The organism is Streptomyces sp. S465 (assembly GCF_026898115.1).
Taxonomy (GTDB): Bacteria; Actinomycetota; Actinomycetes; order Streptomycetales; family Streptomycetaceae; genus Streptomyces; species Streptomyces luomodiensis.
This window is the reverse complement of record NZ_CP114036.1, coordinates 5,348,818-5,365,164: the sequence shown is the minus strand read 5'-3', so window position 1 is coordinate 5,365,164 and position 16,347 is coordinate 5,348,818. Positions and strand designations below refer to the sequence as shown.

General features: G+C 72.1%; 14 protein-coding genes. 6 read left to right on the top strand and 8 right to left on the bottom strand.

The window, feature by feature from the left end; genetic code table 11:
• Positions 1-3: 3 nt before the first annotated feature.
• Genes N6H00_RS22740 through N6H00_RS22705 form a run of 8 tightly spaced genes read right to left on the bottom strand, consistent with a single transcriptional unit; the run spans position 4 to position 7,031 of the window.
• On the bottom strand, positions 4-2,022 hold the full coding sequence (locus N6H00_RS22740) for an NADH-quinone oxidoreductase subunit 5 family protein (RefSeq protein WP_268973672.1): 2,019 nt from the start codon (positions 2,020-2,022) through the stop codon (positions 4-6).
• A complete protein-coding gene (nuoK, locus tag N6H00_RS22735) occupies positions 2,019-2,420 on the bottom strand; it encodes an NADH-quinone oxidoreductase subunit NuoK (RefSeq protein ID WP_268973671.1) in 402 nt (133 codons plus the stop codon). The genes N6H00_RS22740 and nuoK overlap by 4 nt, the downstream gene beginning before the upstream one ends.
• Positions 2,420-3,022 carry an NADH-quinone oxidoreductase subunit J family protein gene (locus tag N6H00_RS22730; RefSeq protein ID WP_268973670.1) on the bottom strand — a complete coding sequence of 201 codons (603 nt, stop codon included), beginning with the start codon at positions 3,020-3,022 and terminating at the stop codon, positions 2,420-2,422. Before N6H00_RS22730 ends, nuoK begins: the two co-directional genes overlap by 1 nt.
• A complete protein-coding gene (locus tag N6H00_RS22725; protein ID WP_268973669.1) occupies positions 3,019-3,684 on the bottom strand; it encodes a NuoI/complex I 23 kDa subunit family protein in 666 nt (221 codons plus the stop codon). The genes N6H00_RS22730 and N6H00_RS22725 overlap by 4 nt, the downstream gene beginning before the upstream one ends.
• The gene (locus N6H00_RS22720; RefSeq protein WP_268973668.1) at positions 3,684-4,649 is read right to left on the bottom strand and encodes a complex I subunit 1/NuoH family protein; all 966 of its coding nucleotides are present in this window, start codon (positions 4,647-4,649) and stop codon (positions 3,684-3,686) included. The genes N6H00_RS22725 and N6H00_RS22720 overlap by 1 nt, the downstream gene beginning before the upstream one ends.
• Entirely contained in the window at positions 4,646-5,932 is a 1,287-nt protein-coding gene (locus tag N6H00_RS22715; protein ID WP_268973666.1) for an NADH-quinone oxidoreductase subunit C, read from the bottom strand. Before N6H00_RS22715 ends, N6H00_RS22720 begins: the two co-directional genes overlap by 4 nt.
• On the bottom strand, positions 5,929-6,609 hold the full coding sequence (locus tag N6H00_RS22710; protein WP_268973665.1) for an NADH-quinone oxidoreductase subunit B: 681 nt from the start codon (positions 6,607-6,609) through the stop codon (positions 5,929-5,931). Before N6H00_RS22710 ends, N6H00_RS22715 begins: the two co-directional genes overlap by 4 nt.
• Positions 6,600-7,031, bottom strand: a complete 432-nt coding sequence (locus N6H00_RS22705) for an NADH-quinone oxidoreductase subunit A (protein ID WP_268973664.1) — start codon at positions 7,029-7,031, stop codon at positions 6,600-6,602. Before N6H00_RS22705 ends, N6H00_RS22710 begins: the two co-directional genes overlap by 10 nt.
• A gap of 180 nt (positions 7,032-7,211) precedes the next feature.
• Here N6H00_RS22705 and N6H00_RS22700 point away from each other — a divergent pair, with 180 nt between their 5' ends.
• From N6H00_RS22700 to N6H00_RS22675, 6 genes are all read left to right on the top strand, one after another.
• Positions 7,212-8,525 (top strand): sensor histidine kinase, encoded by a 1,314-nt coding sequence (locus N6H00_RS22700; protein WP_268973663.1) that lies wholly within the window; start codon positions 7,212-7,214, stop codon positions 8,523-8,525.
• 271 nt (positions 8,526-8,796) lie between these two features.
• Positions 8,797-10,128 (top strand): sensor histidine kinase, encoded by a 1,332-nt coding sequence (locus N6H00_RS22695; RefSeq protein ID WP_268973662.1) that lies wholly within the window; start codon positions 8,797-8,799, stop codon positions 10,126-10,128.
• 186 nt (positions 10,129-10,314) lie between these two features.
• Positions 10,315-10,986: a response regulator transcription factor gene (locus N6H00_RS22690; RefSeq protein WP_329618547.1), complete on the top strand. Its 672-nt coding sequence runs from the start codon at positions 10,315-10,317 to the stop codon at positions 10,984-10,986.
• 234 nt (positions 10,987-11,220) lie between these two features.
• Positions 11,221-13,173, top strand: a complete 1,953-nt coding sequence (locus N6H00_RS22685) for a 2-oxoacid:acceptor oxidoreductase subunit alpha (RefSeq protein ID WP_268973661.1) — start codon at positions 11,221-11,223, stop codon at positions 13,171-13,173.
• A complete protein-coding gene (locus N6H00_RS22680) occupies positions 13,166-14,248 on the top strand; it encodes a 2-oxoacid:ferredoxin oxidoreductase subunit beta (RefSeq protein WP_268973660.1) in 1,083 nt (360 codons plus the stop codon). The genes N6H00_RS22685 and N6H00_RS22680 overlap by 8 nt, the downstream gene beginning before the upstream one ends.
• A gap of 65 nt (positions 14,249-14,313) precedes the next feature.
• Positions 14,314-16,293 carry an APC family permease gene (locus N6H00_RS22675; protein ID WP_268973659.1) on the top strand — a complete coding sequence of 660 codons (1,980 nt, stop codon included), beginning with the start codon at positions 14,314-14,316 and terminating at the stop codon, positions 16,291-16,293.
• Positions 16,294-16,347 lie beyond the last annotated feature (54 nt).

The following is a 16,347-nucleotide window of genomic DNA, read 5'->3' as shown; positions in this document are numbered from 1 at the left end:
GGGTCAGGCTCCCGCTGCGACGAGGACGGCGGCCACGGCCAGGACGAGGGAGCCCGCGAGCAGCGCGCCGAGGTAGGTCTGCACATTGCCGGTCTGGGCGCGGCGGACGGCCGCGCCGAGCAGCCGGGGCGTGCCGCCCGCGCCGCGTACGTACGTCTCGACGACCTCGCGGTCGAGGAAGCGGACGAGCCGGGCGGCGGCCCGTACGGGCCGGACGAACAGGGCGCTGTAGACGGCGTCGAGGTGGAAGCCGACGGCCGCGTGGCGGTGCAGCGGGCCCAGGAGCAGCCGCCCGGGGTCGGCGGGGTCGCGGGCGCCCGCGATGGAGCCGTAGGCCGCCTCGTGGGTGGCGATGGCCTCGGCCTCGGAGACGGCGTCGGCGGCGTCGGGGTGGGCGGCCACCGCGCCGAGCGGGACGCGGGCGGCCCGCGCCGCGGTGTGCCGCCAGGCGCCGTACATGACGAGGACGCCGACGAGGGCCAGACCGGTGCCGAGGACGGAGGTGGTGAGGGTCGGGGTGAGCGACTCGCCGTCGAACCAGTCGGGCAGCGCGCCGTAGGCGAGGCCGAAGGCGGCCGTGGGGAGGAACAGCACCCACAGGACGACGTTCATGACCACCGGCTGCCTGCCGTGGTCGGGGGCGGGCTCGCCCCGGCCGCGGAAGGCGAGCAGCCACAGCCGGGCCGCGTATGCGGCGGTCAGGAGCGCGGTGAGGAGTCCGGCGAGGAACACGGTCCAGCCGACGCCCGTCGGCACGCCGGAGGTGTGGCCGGTCGCGGCGTGCTCGGCCGCGCCGAGGACGGCCTCCTTGGAGAAGAAGCCGGCGAAGGGCGGGATGGCGGCGAGCGCGAGCAGCGCGACCGTCATCGTCCAGAAGGCGTCGGGGATGCGCTGGGCCAGGCCGCTCATCCGGGACATGGCGGCGAGGGAGTTGGTGCCGGCGGCGTGGATCACCACGCCCGCGCAGAGGAAGAGCAGCGCCTTGAACGCGCCGTGGGCGATCAGGTGGAAGACGGCGGCGCCGCGGTCGTCGACGGCCAGCGCGCCCGTCATATAGCCGAGCTGGCCGACGGTCGAGTAGGCGAGGACGCGTTTGATGTCGTCCTGGGCGAGCGCGGCGAGCGCCGAGCCGACCATCGTGACGGCCGCCATGGCCGCGAGCACGGCGAGCGCGGCGGCGGAGGAGGCGAAGACGGGCAGCAGCCGGGCGATGAAGTAGACGCCCGCGGCGACCATGGTGGCCGCGTGGATCAGCGCGGAGACCGGGGTGGGGCCGGCCATCGCGTCCGGCAGCCAGGTGTGCAGCGGGAACTGCGCGGACTTGCCCGCCACCCCGGCCAGCAGCAGCAGCGCGATCACGGTGGGGTGGTCCAGCGGCACCCCGGAGGTCTCGGAGGTCAGCCGGCTGTGGATCTCGCTGATCCGGAAGGTGCCGGTGTCGTCCGCGAGCGCGAGGATGCCGATCAGGAACGGGACGTCGCCGAGCTTGGTGACCAGGAACGCCTTCAGGGACGCGGAGCGCGCGGCCGCGGTCTCCCAGTAGTGGCCCACCAGGAAGTACGAGCAGATGCCCATGACCTCCCAGCCGATGAGCAGCACGATCAGGTCGTCGGAGTAGACGACGAGGAGCATCGCGGCGGTGAAGAGGGAGACGAGCGCGGCGTAGGAGGGGTAGCGGGGGTCGTCCCGCAGATAGCCGGTCGAGTAGATCTGCACACAGCAGGCGACGACGGCGACGAGGACCGCGACCAGGGCGGCGAAGCCGTCGATGTGCAGGGCGAGGTCGATGGGGACCGCGCCGGTGTCGGCGAGCCGGGTCGCGGCGGTGAGCGGGGCCGTGCCGCCGCCCGCGCCCCCGCCCTGCCGTACGGCGACGAGCACGGCGAGCCCGGCCGCGGCGAGGGTGGGCAGCACCGCGAGGGGGCGGACGAAGCCGGGGGCCCGGCGGCCGAGCAGGAGTCCGGCGGCGGCGCCGAGGAAGGGCAGGAGGGGGACGAGAACGGCGGCGGTCGTGGTCGTCACGCGGTCTGCCTCCGGGCGCGTCGTGCCTGGTCGGCGTCGTTGTCAGTGGGGGCTGCCATGCTGTCGTCCAGGGTGGGGGTGCCGGCCGGAGGGGGGTCGGCGAGATCCCGGAGCTTGTCGACGTCGGCGGTGCCGCGGTTGCGGTGGACGAGGAGGACGATGGCGAGGCCGATGCCGATCTCGGCGGCGGCGATGGCGATGGTGAAGAGGGTCAGGGCCTGGCCCGCGCGCAGGGTGTCGCGGAGCCAGACGTCGAAGGCGACGAGGTTGAGGTTGACGGCGTTGAGCATCAGCTCGACCGACATCAGCACCAGGATCGCGTTGCGGCGGGCGAGGACGCCGTACAGACCGGTGCAGAAGAGGAGGACGGCGAGCACGGCGGGGTAGGCGAGGTGCATCAGCGCTTCTCCTTGCCTGGGCCGACGCCTTGGGCGCGGTTCCGGCCGCCGTCGTGGTCGCTCTTGCGGGACAGGACGATCGCGCCGACGAGCGCGGCGAGAAGGAGGACGGACAGCGCCTCGAACGGCAGCACCCAGTGGCGGAAGAGGCTCTCACCGGAGACGGCGGTGGAGCCCTGGACGCCCTTGTCGAGCTCGATCCAGGTGGTCCGGAAGGCGTCCACGACCACCCACACCAGGGCGCCCGCAGCGGCCAGGGCCACCGCGAGCGCGGCCGGCCGGTTGCCCGAATCGGCGTCCGGGGAGCGGCCGATGGGCGCCTTGGTGAGCATCAGCCCGAAGAGGAGGAGGACGACGACGGAGCCGACGTAGATCAGCACCTGCACCCAGGCGATGAACTCCGCGGTGAGCAGGAGGTACTCCACGGCGAGGCCGCCGAGCGTCACCACCAGCCACAGGGCGGCGTGCACCAGCTGCTTGGTGGTGACGGTGACGACGGCCGCGCCGAAGGTCGCGACGGCGACGAGGACGAAGGCGATCTCGACACCGGTGGGCGACAGGAACCCGTGGCCGGTGGCGGCCAACTGGACCGCGGGGCTCACGAGGCGGCTCCGTTCCCGCCGGGGCCACTCTCCGCCTCGGGCCGCGGCGCCTCGGCCTGCCCTGTCTCGGCTCGCCTTGTCTCGGCCTGCCCTGTCTCGGCTCGCTCTGCCTCGGCTTGCGCCGCTTCGGCCTGTGCCGCTTCGGCGGCGGCGAGCTTGTCGGCGGCCTTACGGGCCGCGGCGATCTCCTTCGGCTCCTCCGCACGCGGGTCGAGCGCGGGCGGCGCGGGCACCGTCCACATCCACTCGCGGAGCTTGTCCCGCTCATGGGTCAGGTCGCGGATGTCCTCCTCCGCGTACTCGAACTCCGGCGACCAGAAGAGCGCGTCGAAAGGACACACCTCGATGCAGATACCGCAGTACATGCACAGGGCGAAGTCGATCGCGAACCGGTCCAGCACATTGCGGCTGCGCTCGCGCCCGCCCGGGGCGGCCGGGGGAACGGTCTCCTTGTGCGAGTCGATGTAGATGCACCAGTCCGGGCATTCCCGGGCGCACAGCATGCAGACCGTGCAGTTCTCCTCGAACAGCCCGATCACCCCGCGGGTGCGGGGCGGCAGCTCGGGCTGCGCGTCCGGATACTGCGCGGTGTGCGACTTCCGGGTCATCGTGCGAAGGGTGACGGCCAGGCCCTTGGCCAGACCGGATCCGGGGATGCCCATCAGGAGATCACCACCTTGACGACGCCGGTGAGGGCGATCTGGGCCAGAGAGAGCGGAATGAGGCAGGTCCAGGCGAACCGCTGGAGCTGGTCCTCGCGCAGCCGCGGATAGCTGACCCGCAGCCAGATCACGACGAAGGCGAGGACGGCGGTCTTCAGCAGGGTCCACAGCCAGCCGAGGCCGTCGGCGAACGGACCGTGCCAGCCGCCGAGGAAGAGGACGGTGGTCAGCCCGCACAGGAGGACGATGCCCGCGTACTCGGCGAGCAGGAAGAGCGCGAACCGCAGCCCGGTGTACTCGGTGTACGCACCGAAGATGATCTCGGAGTCGGCGATCGGCGCGTCGAACGGCGGGCGCTGAAGCTCGGCCAGCCCGGCGGTGAAGAACACCACCCCGCCGACGATCTGCCACGGCACCCACCACCACTCGAACGCGTCGAGGATGCCGGGCAGCGAGGCCGTGCCCGCCGCCATCGCCACGGACGCGGCGGTCAGCAGCATCGGCAGTTCGTACGCCATGAGCTGAGCGGCCGTCCGCAGACCCCCGAGCAGGGAGAACTTGTTCGCCGAGGCCCAGCCCGCCATCAGGGAACCCAGCACCCCGACGCCCATCACGGCCAGCACGAAGAAGATCCCCGCGTCCACGACCTGGCCGACGGCGCCCTCGGCGGGGCCGATCGGGATCGCGACGAGAGCGAGGAGGTACGGCAGCAGCGCGACGGCGGGCGCGAGCTGGAAGATCCGCCGGTCGGCACCGGCCGGTACGACGTCTTCCTTCTGCGCGAACTTCACCCCGTCCGCGACCAGCTGGGCCCATCCGTGGAAACCACCCGCGTACATCGGCCCGAGGCGGCCCTGCATATGGGCCATGACCTTGTGCTCGGTCTGCCCCACGACCAGGGGCAGCACGAGAAAGGCGATCAGGAGGGCGAGCAGTCGCAGCGCGACGTCGAGGACGTCGTTCACGCGGTGCCTCCCGGCTGGTCGTCGGAGTGGTCGGAGTGGTCAGGGCTCTCGGAGTCGTCGCGTGCGTCCGGCTCGCGCTCGGAGTCGGCGTCCTCGTCCCGCGCGGGGCGTGCGTGATGCCAGGGCGCGTCGGACGAGCGGGTCCGCGGTGCGGGGCGCTGCGGGCGCGACGAGGGGGGCGGCGCGGACCCGGCGGCGCCGTCGGCCGCCCCGGCGGCCGACGGGCGTGCCGGGGCTTCGGGCGCCGTCGGCTCGTCGGCTGCCGCACGCTGGCTCGCCGACCCCTCACTCGCGCTACGCGAACGCCGCGCCGGACGCTCAGCCGACGGAGCCGAAGCCGAAGCCTCCGACCCCGCCGCACGCTGGCTCGCCGACCCCTCGCTCACACTGCGCGAACGCCGCGCCGGACGCTCAGCCGACGGAGCCGAAGCCGAAGCCTCCGACCCCGCCGCGCGCTGGCTCGCCGAGCCGGCGGTCGCGCTGCGGGTGCGGCGGGCGGGGCGCTCGCCCGCGGCGGCGCCTGCGGCACCTGCGGCGCGGGCGCCGCGGGCCGGGCGGGCCGGGGCAGGGGGCAGCTGGCCCTTGAGGGGGCCCCACTCGTTGGGGTCGGGGACGCCCGGCGGCAGCATCTGGCGGCGCTTGGGGCCGTGCCCGGCGCCCGACTCCCCCGGCTCCTTCGCGCCCGGCCACGCCTTGACGACCCGGGCCGCCAGGACGAAGTCCTTGCGCAGCGGATGTCCCTCGAAGCCGTCGGGGAGCAGCAGCGGCGCGAGACCGGGGTGACCGGTGAAGTCGATGCCGAACATTTCGTGGGTCTCGCGCTCATGCCAGGCCGCCCCGGCGTAGACGCCGGTCGCGGTCGGCAGTGTGGCCGCGTCGTGCGGCACGGTGGTGCGCACCAGCAGACCGCGCACCCCGGGCCCGGAGCCGGGGGTGCCGAGGGCGACGACGTACGCGGCCACCCGGAAGCCGGTGCCGGGCTCGTCGACCGCGCTCAGCCAGTCGAAGTAGGTGCAGCCGAGGGTGTCGCGGGCCGTCTCCAGGGACACGGTCCAGGAGTCGGCGGGGACATCGACGGTCAGCAGACCGTACGCCTCCTCCGCCGTGGCGCCCTCGCCGAACAGCTCGGGGGCGGAACGCGGCAGCCAGCCCACGGGCGGCGCGGCCACCGCCGCCTCGCCGGTCTCCGCCGCCTCGCCGGGCCGCACGGCCCCGTTCGGCTCCACCGGCTCGTTCCGCTCGTTCGGCTCGTGCCGCTTGTTCGGCTCATTCGGCTCGGTCATGGCGACTCTTCCCGCCCCGGGGGCGCGACCAGCCCGCTGCGCAGCGCGGCCGCGGACGGACGGCCCGAGGCCGCGCCCGCCGAGCCCGCCGCGCCCGCGCTTCCGTAGCGCTCGCCCAGCGACTCGCGCGCGATCTTCTCCTGGAGCTTGAGGATGCCCTGGAGCAGCGCCTCGGGCCGGGGCGGGCAGCCGGGGACGTAGACGTCGACGGGGATGATCTGGTCGACGCCCTTGGTCACGGCGTAGGAGTCCCAGTAGGGACCGCCGCAGTTCGAGCAGGCTCCGAAGGAGATCACGTACTTCGGCTCCGGCATCTGTTCGTACAGCCGCTTCACCGCGGGCGCCATCTTGTCCGTGACCGTGCCGGAGACGACCATCAGGTCGGCCTGGCGGGGGCCCGGCGCGAAGGGGATCACGCCGAGCCGGATGAAGTCATGGCGGGCCATCGACGCCGCGATGAACTCGATCGCGCAGCAGGCGAGCCCGAAGTTGAAGACCCACAGGCTGTAGCGGCGGCCCCAGTTCAGGACCACCTTCATCGGCTCGGGTGCCAGCCGGGCCAGCGGGCCGAGACGGCGCGGCTCCGGCAGGTCCACCGGAGCGGGGGCGGGGACCGGCGCGGCGGCTGACGTCGGAGTCGGTGTCGGTGTCGGCGTCGGGTTCGGTGTCACGTCCACTCCAGGACGCCCTTCTTCCATGCGTACAGCAGACCTACGGCGAGGAACCCGAGGAAGATGAACATCTCCACCAGCGTGGCGGCCCCGAAGCCGGGCGCGGCGAAGACCGTCGCCCACGGGAACAGGAAAATCGAGTCCACGGCGAAAATCACATAAAGAAAAGCGTAGACGTAGTAGCGGACCTGGGTGTGGGCCCACCCCTCACCCACGGGGTCCACACCGCACTCGTAGGTCAGCAGCTTCTCGGGGGTCGGCACGACAGGCCGCAGCAGCCGCCCGGCCCCGAAGGCCACGGCGACGAAGATCACCCCGATCGCCGCAACCAGTCCGACCACCGCATAGCCGTGGAAGTAGTCGGCCGCGAGCTGGACACCGGTGCCGCCGGTGGTGGGCACGGTGCGCACGGTCGTCGCCTCCGGCACGTCCGCCCCTCGCTCCCTGGTCCTCGTGGCCCTTGCCTGCTCCTCGTCGATCTCATGTGTTCGACGATCCGTACGGACGGGAAGTGTAGGCCCTGGCGCAACCCGGCCGGGCGGCCCGTCCGCCATGCGGTGGGGCTAGCCCCATGGCGGGGCCCCACCGAGCCGGGCAGTCTTGCTGCCATGACCTCCAGTTCCCCCGTCGACGGCGCCCACGACGGCTCCCCCGGCGGTCCCTCCCGCGGCCTCCACGGTGGCCCCCACAGCGGCCCTGACGGCGGCCCTGACGGCGGCGGCCGGGACCGCGGTGACGAGCGGCTGCCGCGCCCGCCCGCGTTCGCCTTCCCCGCGCAGACCTGGAAGGAGATCGCCCATCTCCTGGCCAATCTGCCGGTGGGCATCGCCTGCTTCGTCTTCACCCTGGTCTGGCTGGCCGTGGGCCTGGGGCTGTCCGTCACGGTGATCGGGCTGCCGCTGCTGGGCGTGGGGCTGGGCTGTAGCCGGTTCCTCGGCCGGCTGGAGCGGGCACGCGCCAGGGCGCTGCTCTCGATGCGGATCGAGGAGCCCAGCCCCCTGCCGCACCAGCCGGGCAGTGGCCTCCTCGGCCGGTTGTGGACGAGGCTGCGGGACCCGGTCGGCTGGCGCTCCACGCTGTACGCCCTGATCCGGCTGCCGTGGTCGGTGGTCACCTTCGCCACCGTCCTGACTTCCCTGTTCGTCGCCTGGCCGGTGCTGCCGTGGATCGCCCGGGGGCTGACGCACGTGGACCGGGCGATGGTGCGCGGGCTGCTGTTCCCCTCCGATGAGCTGGAGCGGCGGATCGCGGAGCTGGAGTCGGACCGGGGCACGGTGGTCGACACCGCCGCCGCGGACCTGCGCCGGATCGAGCGCGACCTGCACGACGGCGCACAGGCCCGGCTGGTCGCCCTCGCCATGGGGCTCGGTCTGGCGAAGGAGAAACTGGAGGAGAACCCGGAAGCCGCCGCCAAGATGGTCGACGAAGCCCACGGCGAAGTGAAACTCGCCCTCCAGGAACTCCGCGACCTCGCCCGCGGCATCCACCCCGCCATCCTCACCGACCGCGGCCTCGGCCCCGCCCTCTCCGCCCTCGCCGCCCGCTGCACCGTCCCCGTCACCGTGACGGCCGAGCTCCCCGAACGCCCCGCACCCGCCATCGAGGGCATCGCCTACTTCACCGTCTCCGAACTACTCCAGAACATCAGCAAGCACAGCCACGCCCACACCGCCAAGGTCGATGTGTGGCGCGCGAAGCACCGGCTGCTGATCCAGGTACGGGACGACGGGCGCGGCGGGGCGACCACCGATGGGGGCACGGGGCTCGCGGGCCTGGCGGAGCGGCTGGGCTCGGTGGACGGGCTGTTCGTCGTGGACTCACCGGCCGGTGGGCCGACCATGGTGACCGCCGAGCTGCCCTGGCACCACCGGACCGGGGCGGCGGCGGGGGCCGCGGCGGCCCGCCGCCGGCGCAAGGTCTGACGGCGACGGCAGGACGTACCCCCGGGCGCGGACGGCAGGACGTACCCCCTCCCCGGCGCGGACGGCAGGACGTACCCCCTCCCCGGCGCGGACGGTAGGACGTACCCCCTCCCCGGCGCGGACGGTAGGGCTAACCCCCCGGTGAAGAGGCCGATCCGCCCGATGGTCCGGCCGGCCGCGCTCCGGAACTCTTGGGGGTACGCAGACGACGCGACCCGCCCCGCTGACCCGGATCGCGCCCCGACCAGGCTCCCGGAGGACGGACGAGACGATGGCCACCGCATACGGACCGTACGAACCGGGGACCGAGCCCCGTGGTCATCTGGTGCCCGCGGCACTGAGTGCGCCGTTCCGGGCCCGCGTCTGGTGCGAGTTCCTCTATCTGATGATCAGCCTGCCGATGGCCATCCTCACCTTCGTCTACGCGGTCACGATGATCGCGCTCGGCGCTGGGCTGCTGATCACCTTCCTCGGCGTCCCGGTGCTCGGCGCCGCCCTCGCGGGCTGCCGGGGGCTCGGGGTCGTCGAGCGGGCCCGCGCCCGCGCGCTGCTGGGGCTGAAGGTGGCCGAGCCCGAGCCCGTTCTCCGCGGGAGGGACAAGCGCGGACCGGTGGCCTGGCTGGGGGCGCTGCTCCGCAGCGGCACCTCCTGGCGGCATGTGATCTACGCGCTGATCCATCTGCCCTGGGCGGTCTTCGCCTTCGCCTTCGCGCTGAGCTTCACCGTGTACGGCTGGACCTCCGCGACCTATCCGCTGTGGCGCTGGGTCTTCCCCCGGTACCTGGATCAGCCGGGTATCCAGGTCTTCGGGGACGACCACGGGCACGACTTCTATCTGGACACCCCGTTCGAGACCGCCGTGACCTGCGTCGCGGGCCTGCTGGTCCTCCTGCTGATCCCGTGGGTGATGCGGGCGCTGACCTCGGTCGACCGGATCATGGTCACCGGGCTGCTCGGCCCGTCCCGGCTGGCGAGCCGGGTGCTGGAGCTGGAGTCGGACCGGGGCACGGTGGTCGACACCGCCGCCGCGGACCTGCGCCGGATCGAGCGCGACCTGCACGACGGCGCACAGGCCCGGCTGGTCGCCCTCGCCATGGATCTGGGCCTGGCGAAGGAGAAACTGGAGAACGACCCGGAAGCCGCCGCCAAGATGGTCGACGAAGCCCACGGCGAAGTGAAACTCGCCCTCCAGGAACTCCGCGACCTCGCCCGCGGCATCCACCCCGCCATCCTCACCGACCGCGGCCTCGGCCCCGCCCTCTCCGCCCTCGCCGCCCGCTGCACCGTCCCCGTCACCGTGACGGTCGAACTGCCCGAACGCCCCGCACCCGCCATCGAGGGCATCGCCTACTTCACCGTCTCCGAACTACTCCAGAACATCAGCAAGCACAGCCACGCCCACACCGCCAAGGTCGATGTGTGGCGCGCCGAGGACCGGGTGCTGATCCAGATCACGGACGACGGGCGGGGCGGGGCCGACACCTCGGCCGGTTCGGGTCTGGCCGGGCTGGCCGGGCGGATCGACGCGGTGGACGGGGTTCTCGTCGTCCACTCCCCGGCGGGCGGCCCGACCACCGTGACCGCCGAGCTCCCCTGGCGCTGAGGGCGGCGCTGACGGCGCCCGCCCCGGCTCCGGGCGAGGGCACGCCCCGGCGCTGACGGCGCCCGCCCCCGGCGCGCGGCGGCCGGCCCGACGAACCCCGACCCCCTGTCCGTTATGTCCGACGCGAATGGCCGAACCCTGGGATGCTGGTCCCCACGAACCGAGTGAAACGGGGGGCCGAACATCGTGGCGGACAGGGTACGGGTGGTCATCGCCGAGGATTCGGTGCTGCTGCGGGAGGGCCTGACCCGGCTGCTGACCGACCGGGGCCATGAGGTGGTCGCGGGCGTCGGGGACGCGGAAGCGCTGATCAAGTCGGTGCGGGAACTGACCGACGAGGGGGCTCCGCCGGATGTGGTGGTGGCCGACGTGCGGATGCCGCCCACGCACACCGACGAGGGGGTGCGGGCGGCCGTCCGGCTCCGCCGCGACCATCCGGGACTGGGCGTGCTGGTCCTGTCGCAGTATGTGGAGGAGCAGTACGCCACCGAGCTGCTGGCCGGGAACAGCCGGGGCGTGGGCTATCTGCTCAAGGACCGGGTGGCCGAGGTGCGCGAGTTCGTGGACGCGGTGGTGCGGGTCGCCCAGGGCGGTACCGCGCTCGACCCGGAGGTCGTCGCCCAGCTGCTGGGCCGCAGCCGCAAGCAGGATGTGCTGGCCGGGCTCACGCCGAGGGAGCGGGAGGTGCTGGGGCTGATGGCCGAGGGCCGGACCAACTCGGCGATTGCCCGGCAGCTGGTGGTGAGCGCCGGCGCGGTCGAGAAGCATGTGAGCAACATCTTCCTGAAGCTCGGCCTGTCGCCGAGTGACGGGGATCACCGTCGGGTGCTCGCCGTCCTCACCTATCTCAACTCCTGAAAGGGACCGCCGCGGCCAAAGCGGGACCAAAGGCTGAACGGGGGATCAGCGGAAATGCCAGTACGGGGGGAAAGGACAGAACGTGCCAAACCGTGACATATATGGTTCTCCTTCACGGGTCCATCATGTGATCAGACCAAGGAAGGCCAGCCTTACCGACGTACGATGGTCATGGGACAACAACCGGTCGGCACCGACTGTCCAGGAGCGCCGCCTCAAGGGAGGTCCGAAGCAGTGACCAGCCAGGTCAGCAGCCCGGCCGAGCAGGCCGAACCAGCCGATCAGCAGGGCGGGCAGACGCCCGCCGGGGGGCCGCGAACAGCGGACGGCGGCAAGGAGGTCCGCCGCCTGGACCGGGTGATCATCCGGTTCGCGGGCGACTCGGGTGACGGTATGCAGCTCACGGGCGACCGATTCACCTCGGAGACGGCGTCGTTCGGAAACGACCTGTCGACCCTGCCCAACTTCCCGGCGGAGATCCGCGCCCCCGCCGGCACGCTGCCCGGAGTGTCGAGCTTCCAGCTCCACTTCGCCGATCACGACATCCTCACGCCCGGTGACGCGCCGAACGTCCTGGTCGCGATGAACCCGGCCGCGCTGAAGGCCAACCTCCCCGATGTGCCGCGCGGGGCGGAAATCATCGTCAACACCGACGAGTTCACCAAGCGCCCCATGGCCAAGGTCGGCTACGACCAAAGCCCTCTGGAGGACGGTTCGCTGGACGGCTACCAGGTCCACCCGGTGCCGCTGACCACGCTGACCGTCGAGGCGCTGAAGGAGTTCGGCCTGTCCCGCAAGGAGGCCGAACGCAGCAAGAACATGTTCGCGCTCGGTCTGTTGTCGTGGATGTACCACCGGCCGACCGAGAGCACCGAGAAGTTCCTGCGGCAGAAGTTCGCGAAGAAACCGCAGATCGCCGAGGCGAACGTGGCCGCCTTCCGGGCGGGCTGGAACTTCGGCGAGACCACCGAGGACTTCGCCGTCTCCTACGAGGTCGCGCCGGCCACCACCGCGTTCCCCACCGGCACCTACCGGAACATCTCCGGCAACCTGGCACTGTCGTACGGGCTGATCGCGGCCTCCCGCCAGGCGGATCTGCCGCTGTTCCTGGGGTCGTACCCGATCACCCCCGCCTCGGACATCCTGCACGAGCTGTCCAAGCACAAGAACTTCGGCGTGCGCAGCTTCCAGGCCGAGGACGAGATCGCCGGTATCGGAGCCGCCCTCGGCGCGGCCTTCGGCGGCTCCCTCGCCGTGACCACCACCTCCGGCCCGGGGGTGGCGCTGAAGTCGGAGACCATCGGGCTCGCGGTCTCGCTGGAGCTGCCGCTGCTGGTGATCGACATCCAGCGCGGCGGCCCCTCCACCGGACTGCCCACCAAGACCGAGCAGGCCGATCTGCTCCAGGCCATGTACGGGCGCAACGGCGAGGCCCCGGTGCCGATCGTGGCCCCGAAGACCCCGGCCGACTGCTTCGACGCCGCGCTCGACGCCGCCCGGATCGCCCTGACCTACCGCACCCCGGTGTTCCTGCTGTCGGACGGCTACCTGGCCAACGGCTCGGAGCCCTGGCGGGTGCCGGAGGTGGACGAACTGCCCGATCTGCGGGTTCAGTTCGCGACCGGCCCCAACCATGTGCTGGCCGACGGCACCGAGGTCTTCTGGCCGTACAAGCGCGACCCGGAGACCCTGGCCCGCCCCTGGGCCGTGCCCGGAACGCCCGGTCTGGAGCACCGGATCGGCGGGATCGAGAAGCAGGACGGCACGGGGAACATCTCCTACGACCCGGCCAACCACGACCATATGGTCCGCGTCCGCCAGGCCAAGGTGGACGGCATCGCCGTGCCGGACGTCGAGGTGGACGACCCGACCGGCGACGCCCGCACCCTGGTCCTGGGGTGGGGTTCCACGTACGGACCGATCACCGCCGCCGTGCGCCGCGTCCGCGCCGCGGGCGACCGGATCGCCCAGGCCCATCTGCGCCACCTCAACCCCTTCCCCGCCAACCTCGGCAAGGTTCTGGAGGGTTACGAGAAGGTGGTGGTGCCGGAGATGAACCTGGGTCAGCTGGCCACCCTGCTGCGCGCCCGCTACCTGGTCGACACCCGCTCCTTCACCCAGGTCCGCGGACTGCCCTTCAAGGCCGAACAGCTCGCCACCGCCCTTAAGGAGGCCATCGATGACTGAGACCCTCGCCGAGGGCGCGGCATCGGCTCCGAGCGCGCTCTCCCTGGTGCCCAAGAGCGACACCAAGCAGACGATGAAGGACTTCAAGTCGGACCAGGAGGTCCGCTGGTGCCCCGGCTGCGGTGACTACGCGATCCTCGCCGCCGTTCAGGGCTTCATGCCCGAACTGGGCCTGGCGAAGGAGAACATCGTCTTCGTCTCCGGCATCGGGTGCTCCTCGCGCTTCCCGTACTACATGAACACCTACGGGATGCACTCCATCCACGGCCGCGCCCCGGCCATCGCCACCGGTCTGGCCGCCTCGCGCCCCGACCTGTCGGTGTGGGTCGTCACCGGTGACGGCGACGCGCTCTCGATCGGCGGCAACCACCTGATCCACGCGCTGCGCCGCAATGTGAACCTGAAGATCCTGCTCTTCAACAACCGCATCTACGGCCTGACCAAGGGTCAGTACAGCCCCACCTCTGAGGTCGGCAAGATCACCAAGTCGACCCCGATGGGCTCCCTGGACGCCCCGTTCAACCCGCTGTCGCTCGCGCTCGGCGCCGAGGCGGGCTTCGTGGCCCGCACCATCGACTCCGACCGCAAGCACCTCACCGAGGTGCTGCGGCAGGCGGCGGCCCACCCGGGCACCGCGCTGGTGGAGATCTACCAGAACTGCAACATCTTCAACGACGGCGCCTTCGAGGCCCTGAAGGACAAGCAGCAGGCCCAGGAGGCCGTGATCCGGCTGGAGCACGGGCAGCCGATCCGCTTCGGCGTGGACCAGAGCAAGGGCGTCATCCGCAACCAGAGCACCGGCGATCTCGAAGTCGTCACCGTCACCGCGGACAACGAGCACCAGGTGCTGGTCCACGACGCCCACTCCGCCTCGCCCACCACGGCGTTCGCGCTGACCCGGCTCGCCGACGCCGACACGCTGCACCACACCCCCATCGGGGTGCTGCGCGATGTCCAGCGCCCGGTCTACGACACTCTGATGTCCCACCAGCTCGACAACGCCGTGGAGCTGAAGGGCAAGGGCGACCTCGGCGCGCTGCTCGCCGGGGGCGACACCTGGACCGTCGTGGGCTGATCCCCGAACGGTCCCGGCCACCGGCGGGCCCATTCGTACGTACGGGCACCCGCTGTCATGGGCGCATGGCCGACACCGCCGCCCCGTCCCAGCCACCGGACCGCCCCAGCTACCGTCTCAAGCGGCTGCTGCTCGGCCCGCCCCTGGTCACCGAGCGGATCCGGCGCGAGAAGCTGAGCAACCGGGCCGCCCTGGGCGTGCTGGCCTCCGACTGCATCTCCTCGACGGCGTACGGCAGCGAGGAGATCCTGCGGGTGCTGGTGCCGGTCATCGGGGTCGCGGCGTTCACCCTGATCCTCCCGGTGACCGGGGCGATTCTGCTGGTGCTGCTGCTGATCACGCTCTGCTACAGCGATGTGGTGACGATCTACACCCGGGCGGGCGGCTCATATGTGGTCGCCCGGGAGAACTTCGGCCCCGACATCGCCCAGATCGCGTCCGTGGCGCTGCTGGTGGACTACATCGTCACCGTCGCGGTGCAGGCCTCGGCGGGCACCAACGCGATCATCTCGTTCGCCCATCTCATCGGCGGCGGATGGACCGGTATCGACCACCTCCAGCTGCCCCTCAGCGCGCTGGCGATCCTGGTCCTGGCCTACGGCAATCTGCGCGGGCTGCGCGAGGCCGGGCGGATCTTCATGGTGCCCGCCTACCTGTTCGTCCTCGCCGTCGGCCTGATGCTGGTGGTCGGTGTGGTCCGCGGGCTCACCGGGCGGCTTCCGCACGCCGATGTGCACGCCGCGGGCGCCGTGCCGCTCGGCACCCCGGGCAGCGGCTGGCTCTACGGCGCCTCGCTCTTCATCGTGCTGCGCTCGTTCGCCAACGGCGGCTCCTCGCTGACCGGTCTGGAGGCGATCTCCAACGGCGTGTCGGTCTTCCGGGAGCCCCAGGGCCGCAACGCCCGCCGCACGCTGATCACGATGAGCTGCGTCCTGGGCACCCTCGTCCTCGGGGTCTCCGCCCTCGCCCACTTCACCCATGCCATCCCGTACCGGGACGGCACCCCGACCGTGCTCGCGCAGGAGGCCCGTCTGGTCTTCGGCGGCGGGCCGCTGGGCGCCCTGGGGCTGGCGTTCGTCCAGCTGGCGACCGCGCTCATCCTCTTCACGGGCGCCAACACGCCCTTCACCGGCTTCCCCTTCCTGGCCAGCTTCGTGGCCGAGGACCGCTTTCTGCCCCGGCAGCTGACCCGGCGCGGCCACCGGCTGGCGTTCTCCAACGGGATCGTCTCGCTGGCCGTGATCGCGCTGGCGCTGCTGCTGGTCACGGACGCCAGCGTGGACCGGCTGGTGGCGCTGTACGCGATCGGGGTGTTCACCGCCTTCACCATGGCCGGGGCCGGGCTGACCGCCTACCACCTGCGGCGCCGGGAGCCGGGCCGGACCTGGAAGATCGCGGTCAACCTCATCGCCGCGACCGTCTCCGCCGCCGTGGTGCTGATCTTCGCGATCACCAAGTTCACCGAGGGCGCCTGGCTGGTCGTGGTGGTCTTCCCGGTGGGCGTCTGGGCGCTGATCCGGATCAACCGCGAGTACCGCGCGGAGGCGGCGGCCCTGGAGGCCGTCCCGCACCCCGGGGACGACCTTCCGCGCTGGCGGCGCCATGTCGTCCAGGTGCTGGCGGACAGCATCGACCTCGCGACCGTCAAGGCCCTGCGGTACGCGCATGAGCTGCGCCCCGACGAGGTGCGCGCGGTGCACTTCATGGTGGACGAGGCCCACGCCCGCCGGCTGATGGCGCGATGGGAGGCCACGGCGGGGGTGACGGTGCCGCTGGAGGTCGTGGAGTGCCCGGACCGGCGGCTGCGCCATGCGGTGCTGGAGCTGGCGGCCCGGACGACCGCCGACGGGCAGACCGCGCTGACCCTGCTGGTGCCGCGCCGCACCTACGCCTCCCCGCTGGGCAAGCTGCTGCACCGGGGCACGGCGGAGTCGCTGGCGAAGACGCTGGAGCAGCTGCCGGGGGTCGCGGTGACGATCCTGCCGTTCGACGTCGGTCTGGCGGGGCGGGAGCGGGAGGCCCGGGAGCGGCCCCGCCTCGAATGAACACACTTACTTAACCGGTAGTAGCTTTCCAATGGTTAGCGCTTCCTCTAAGGT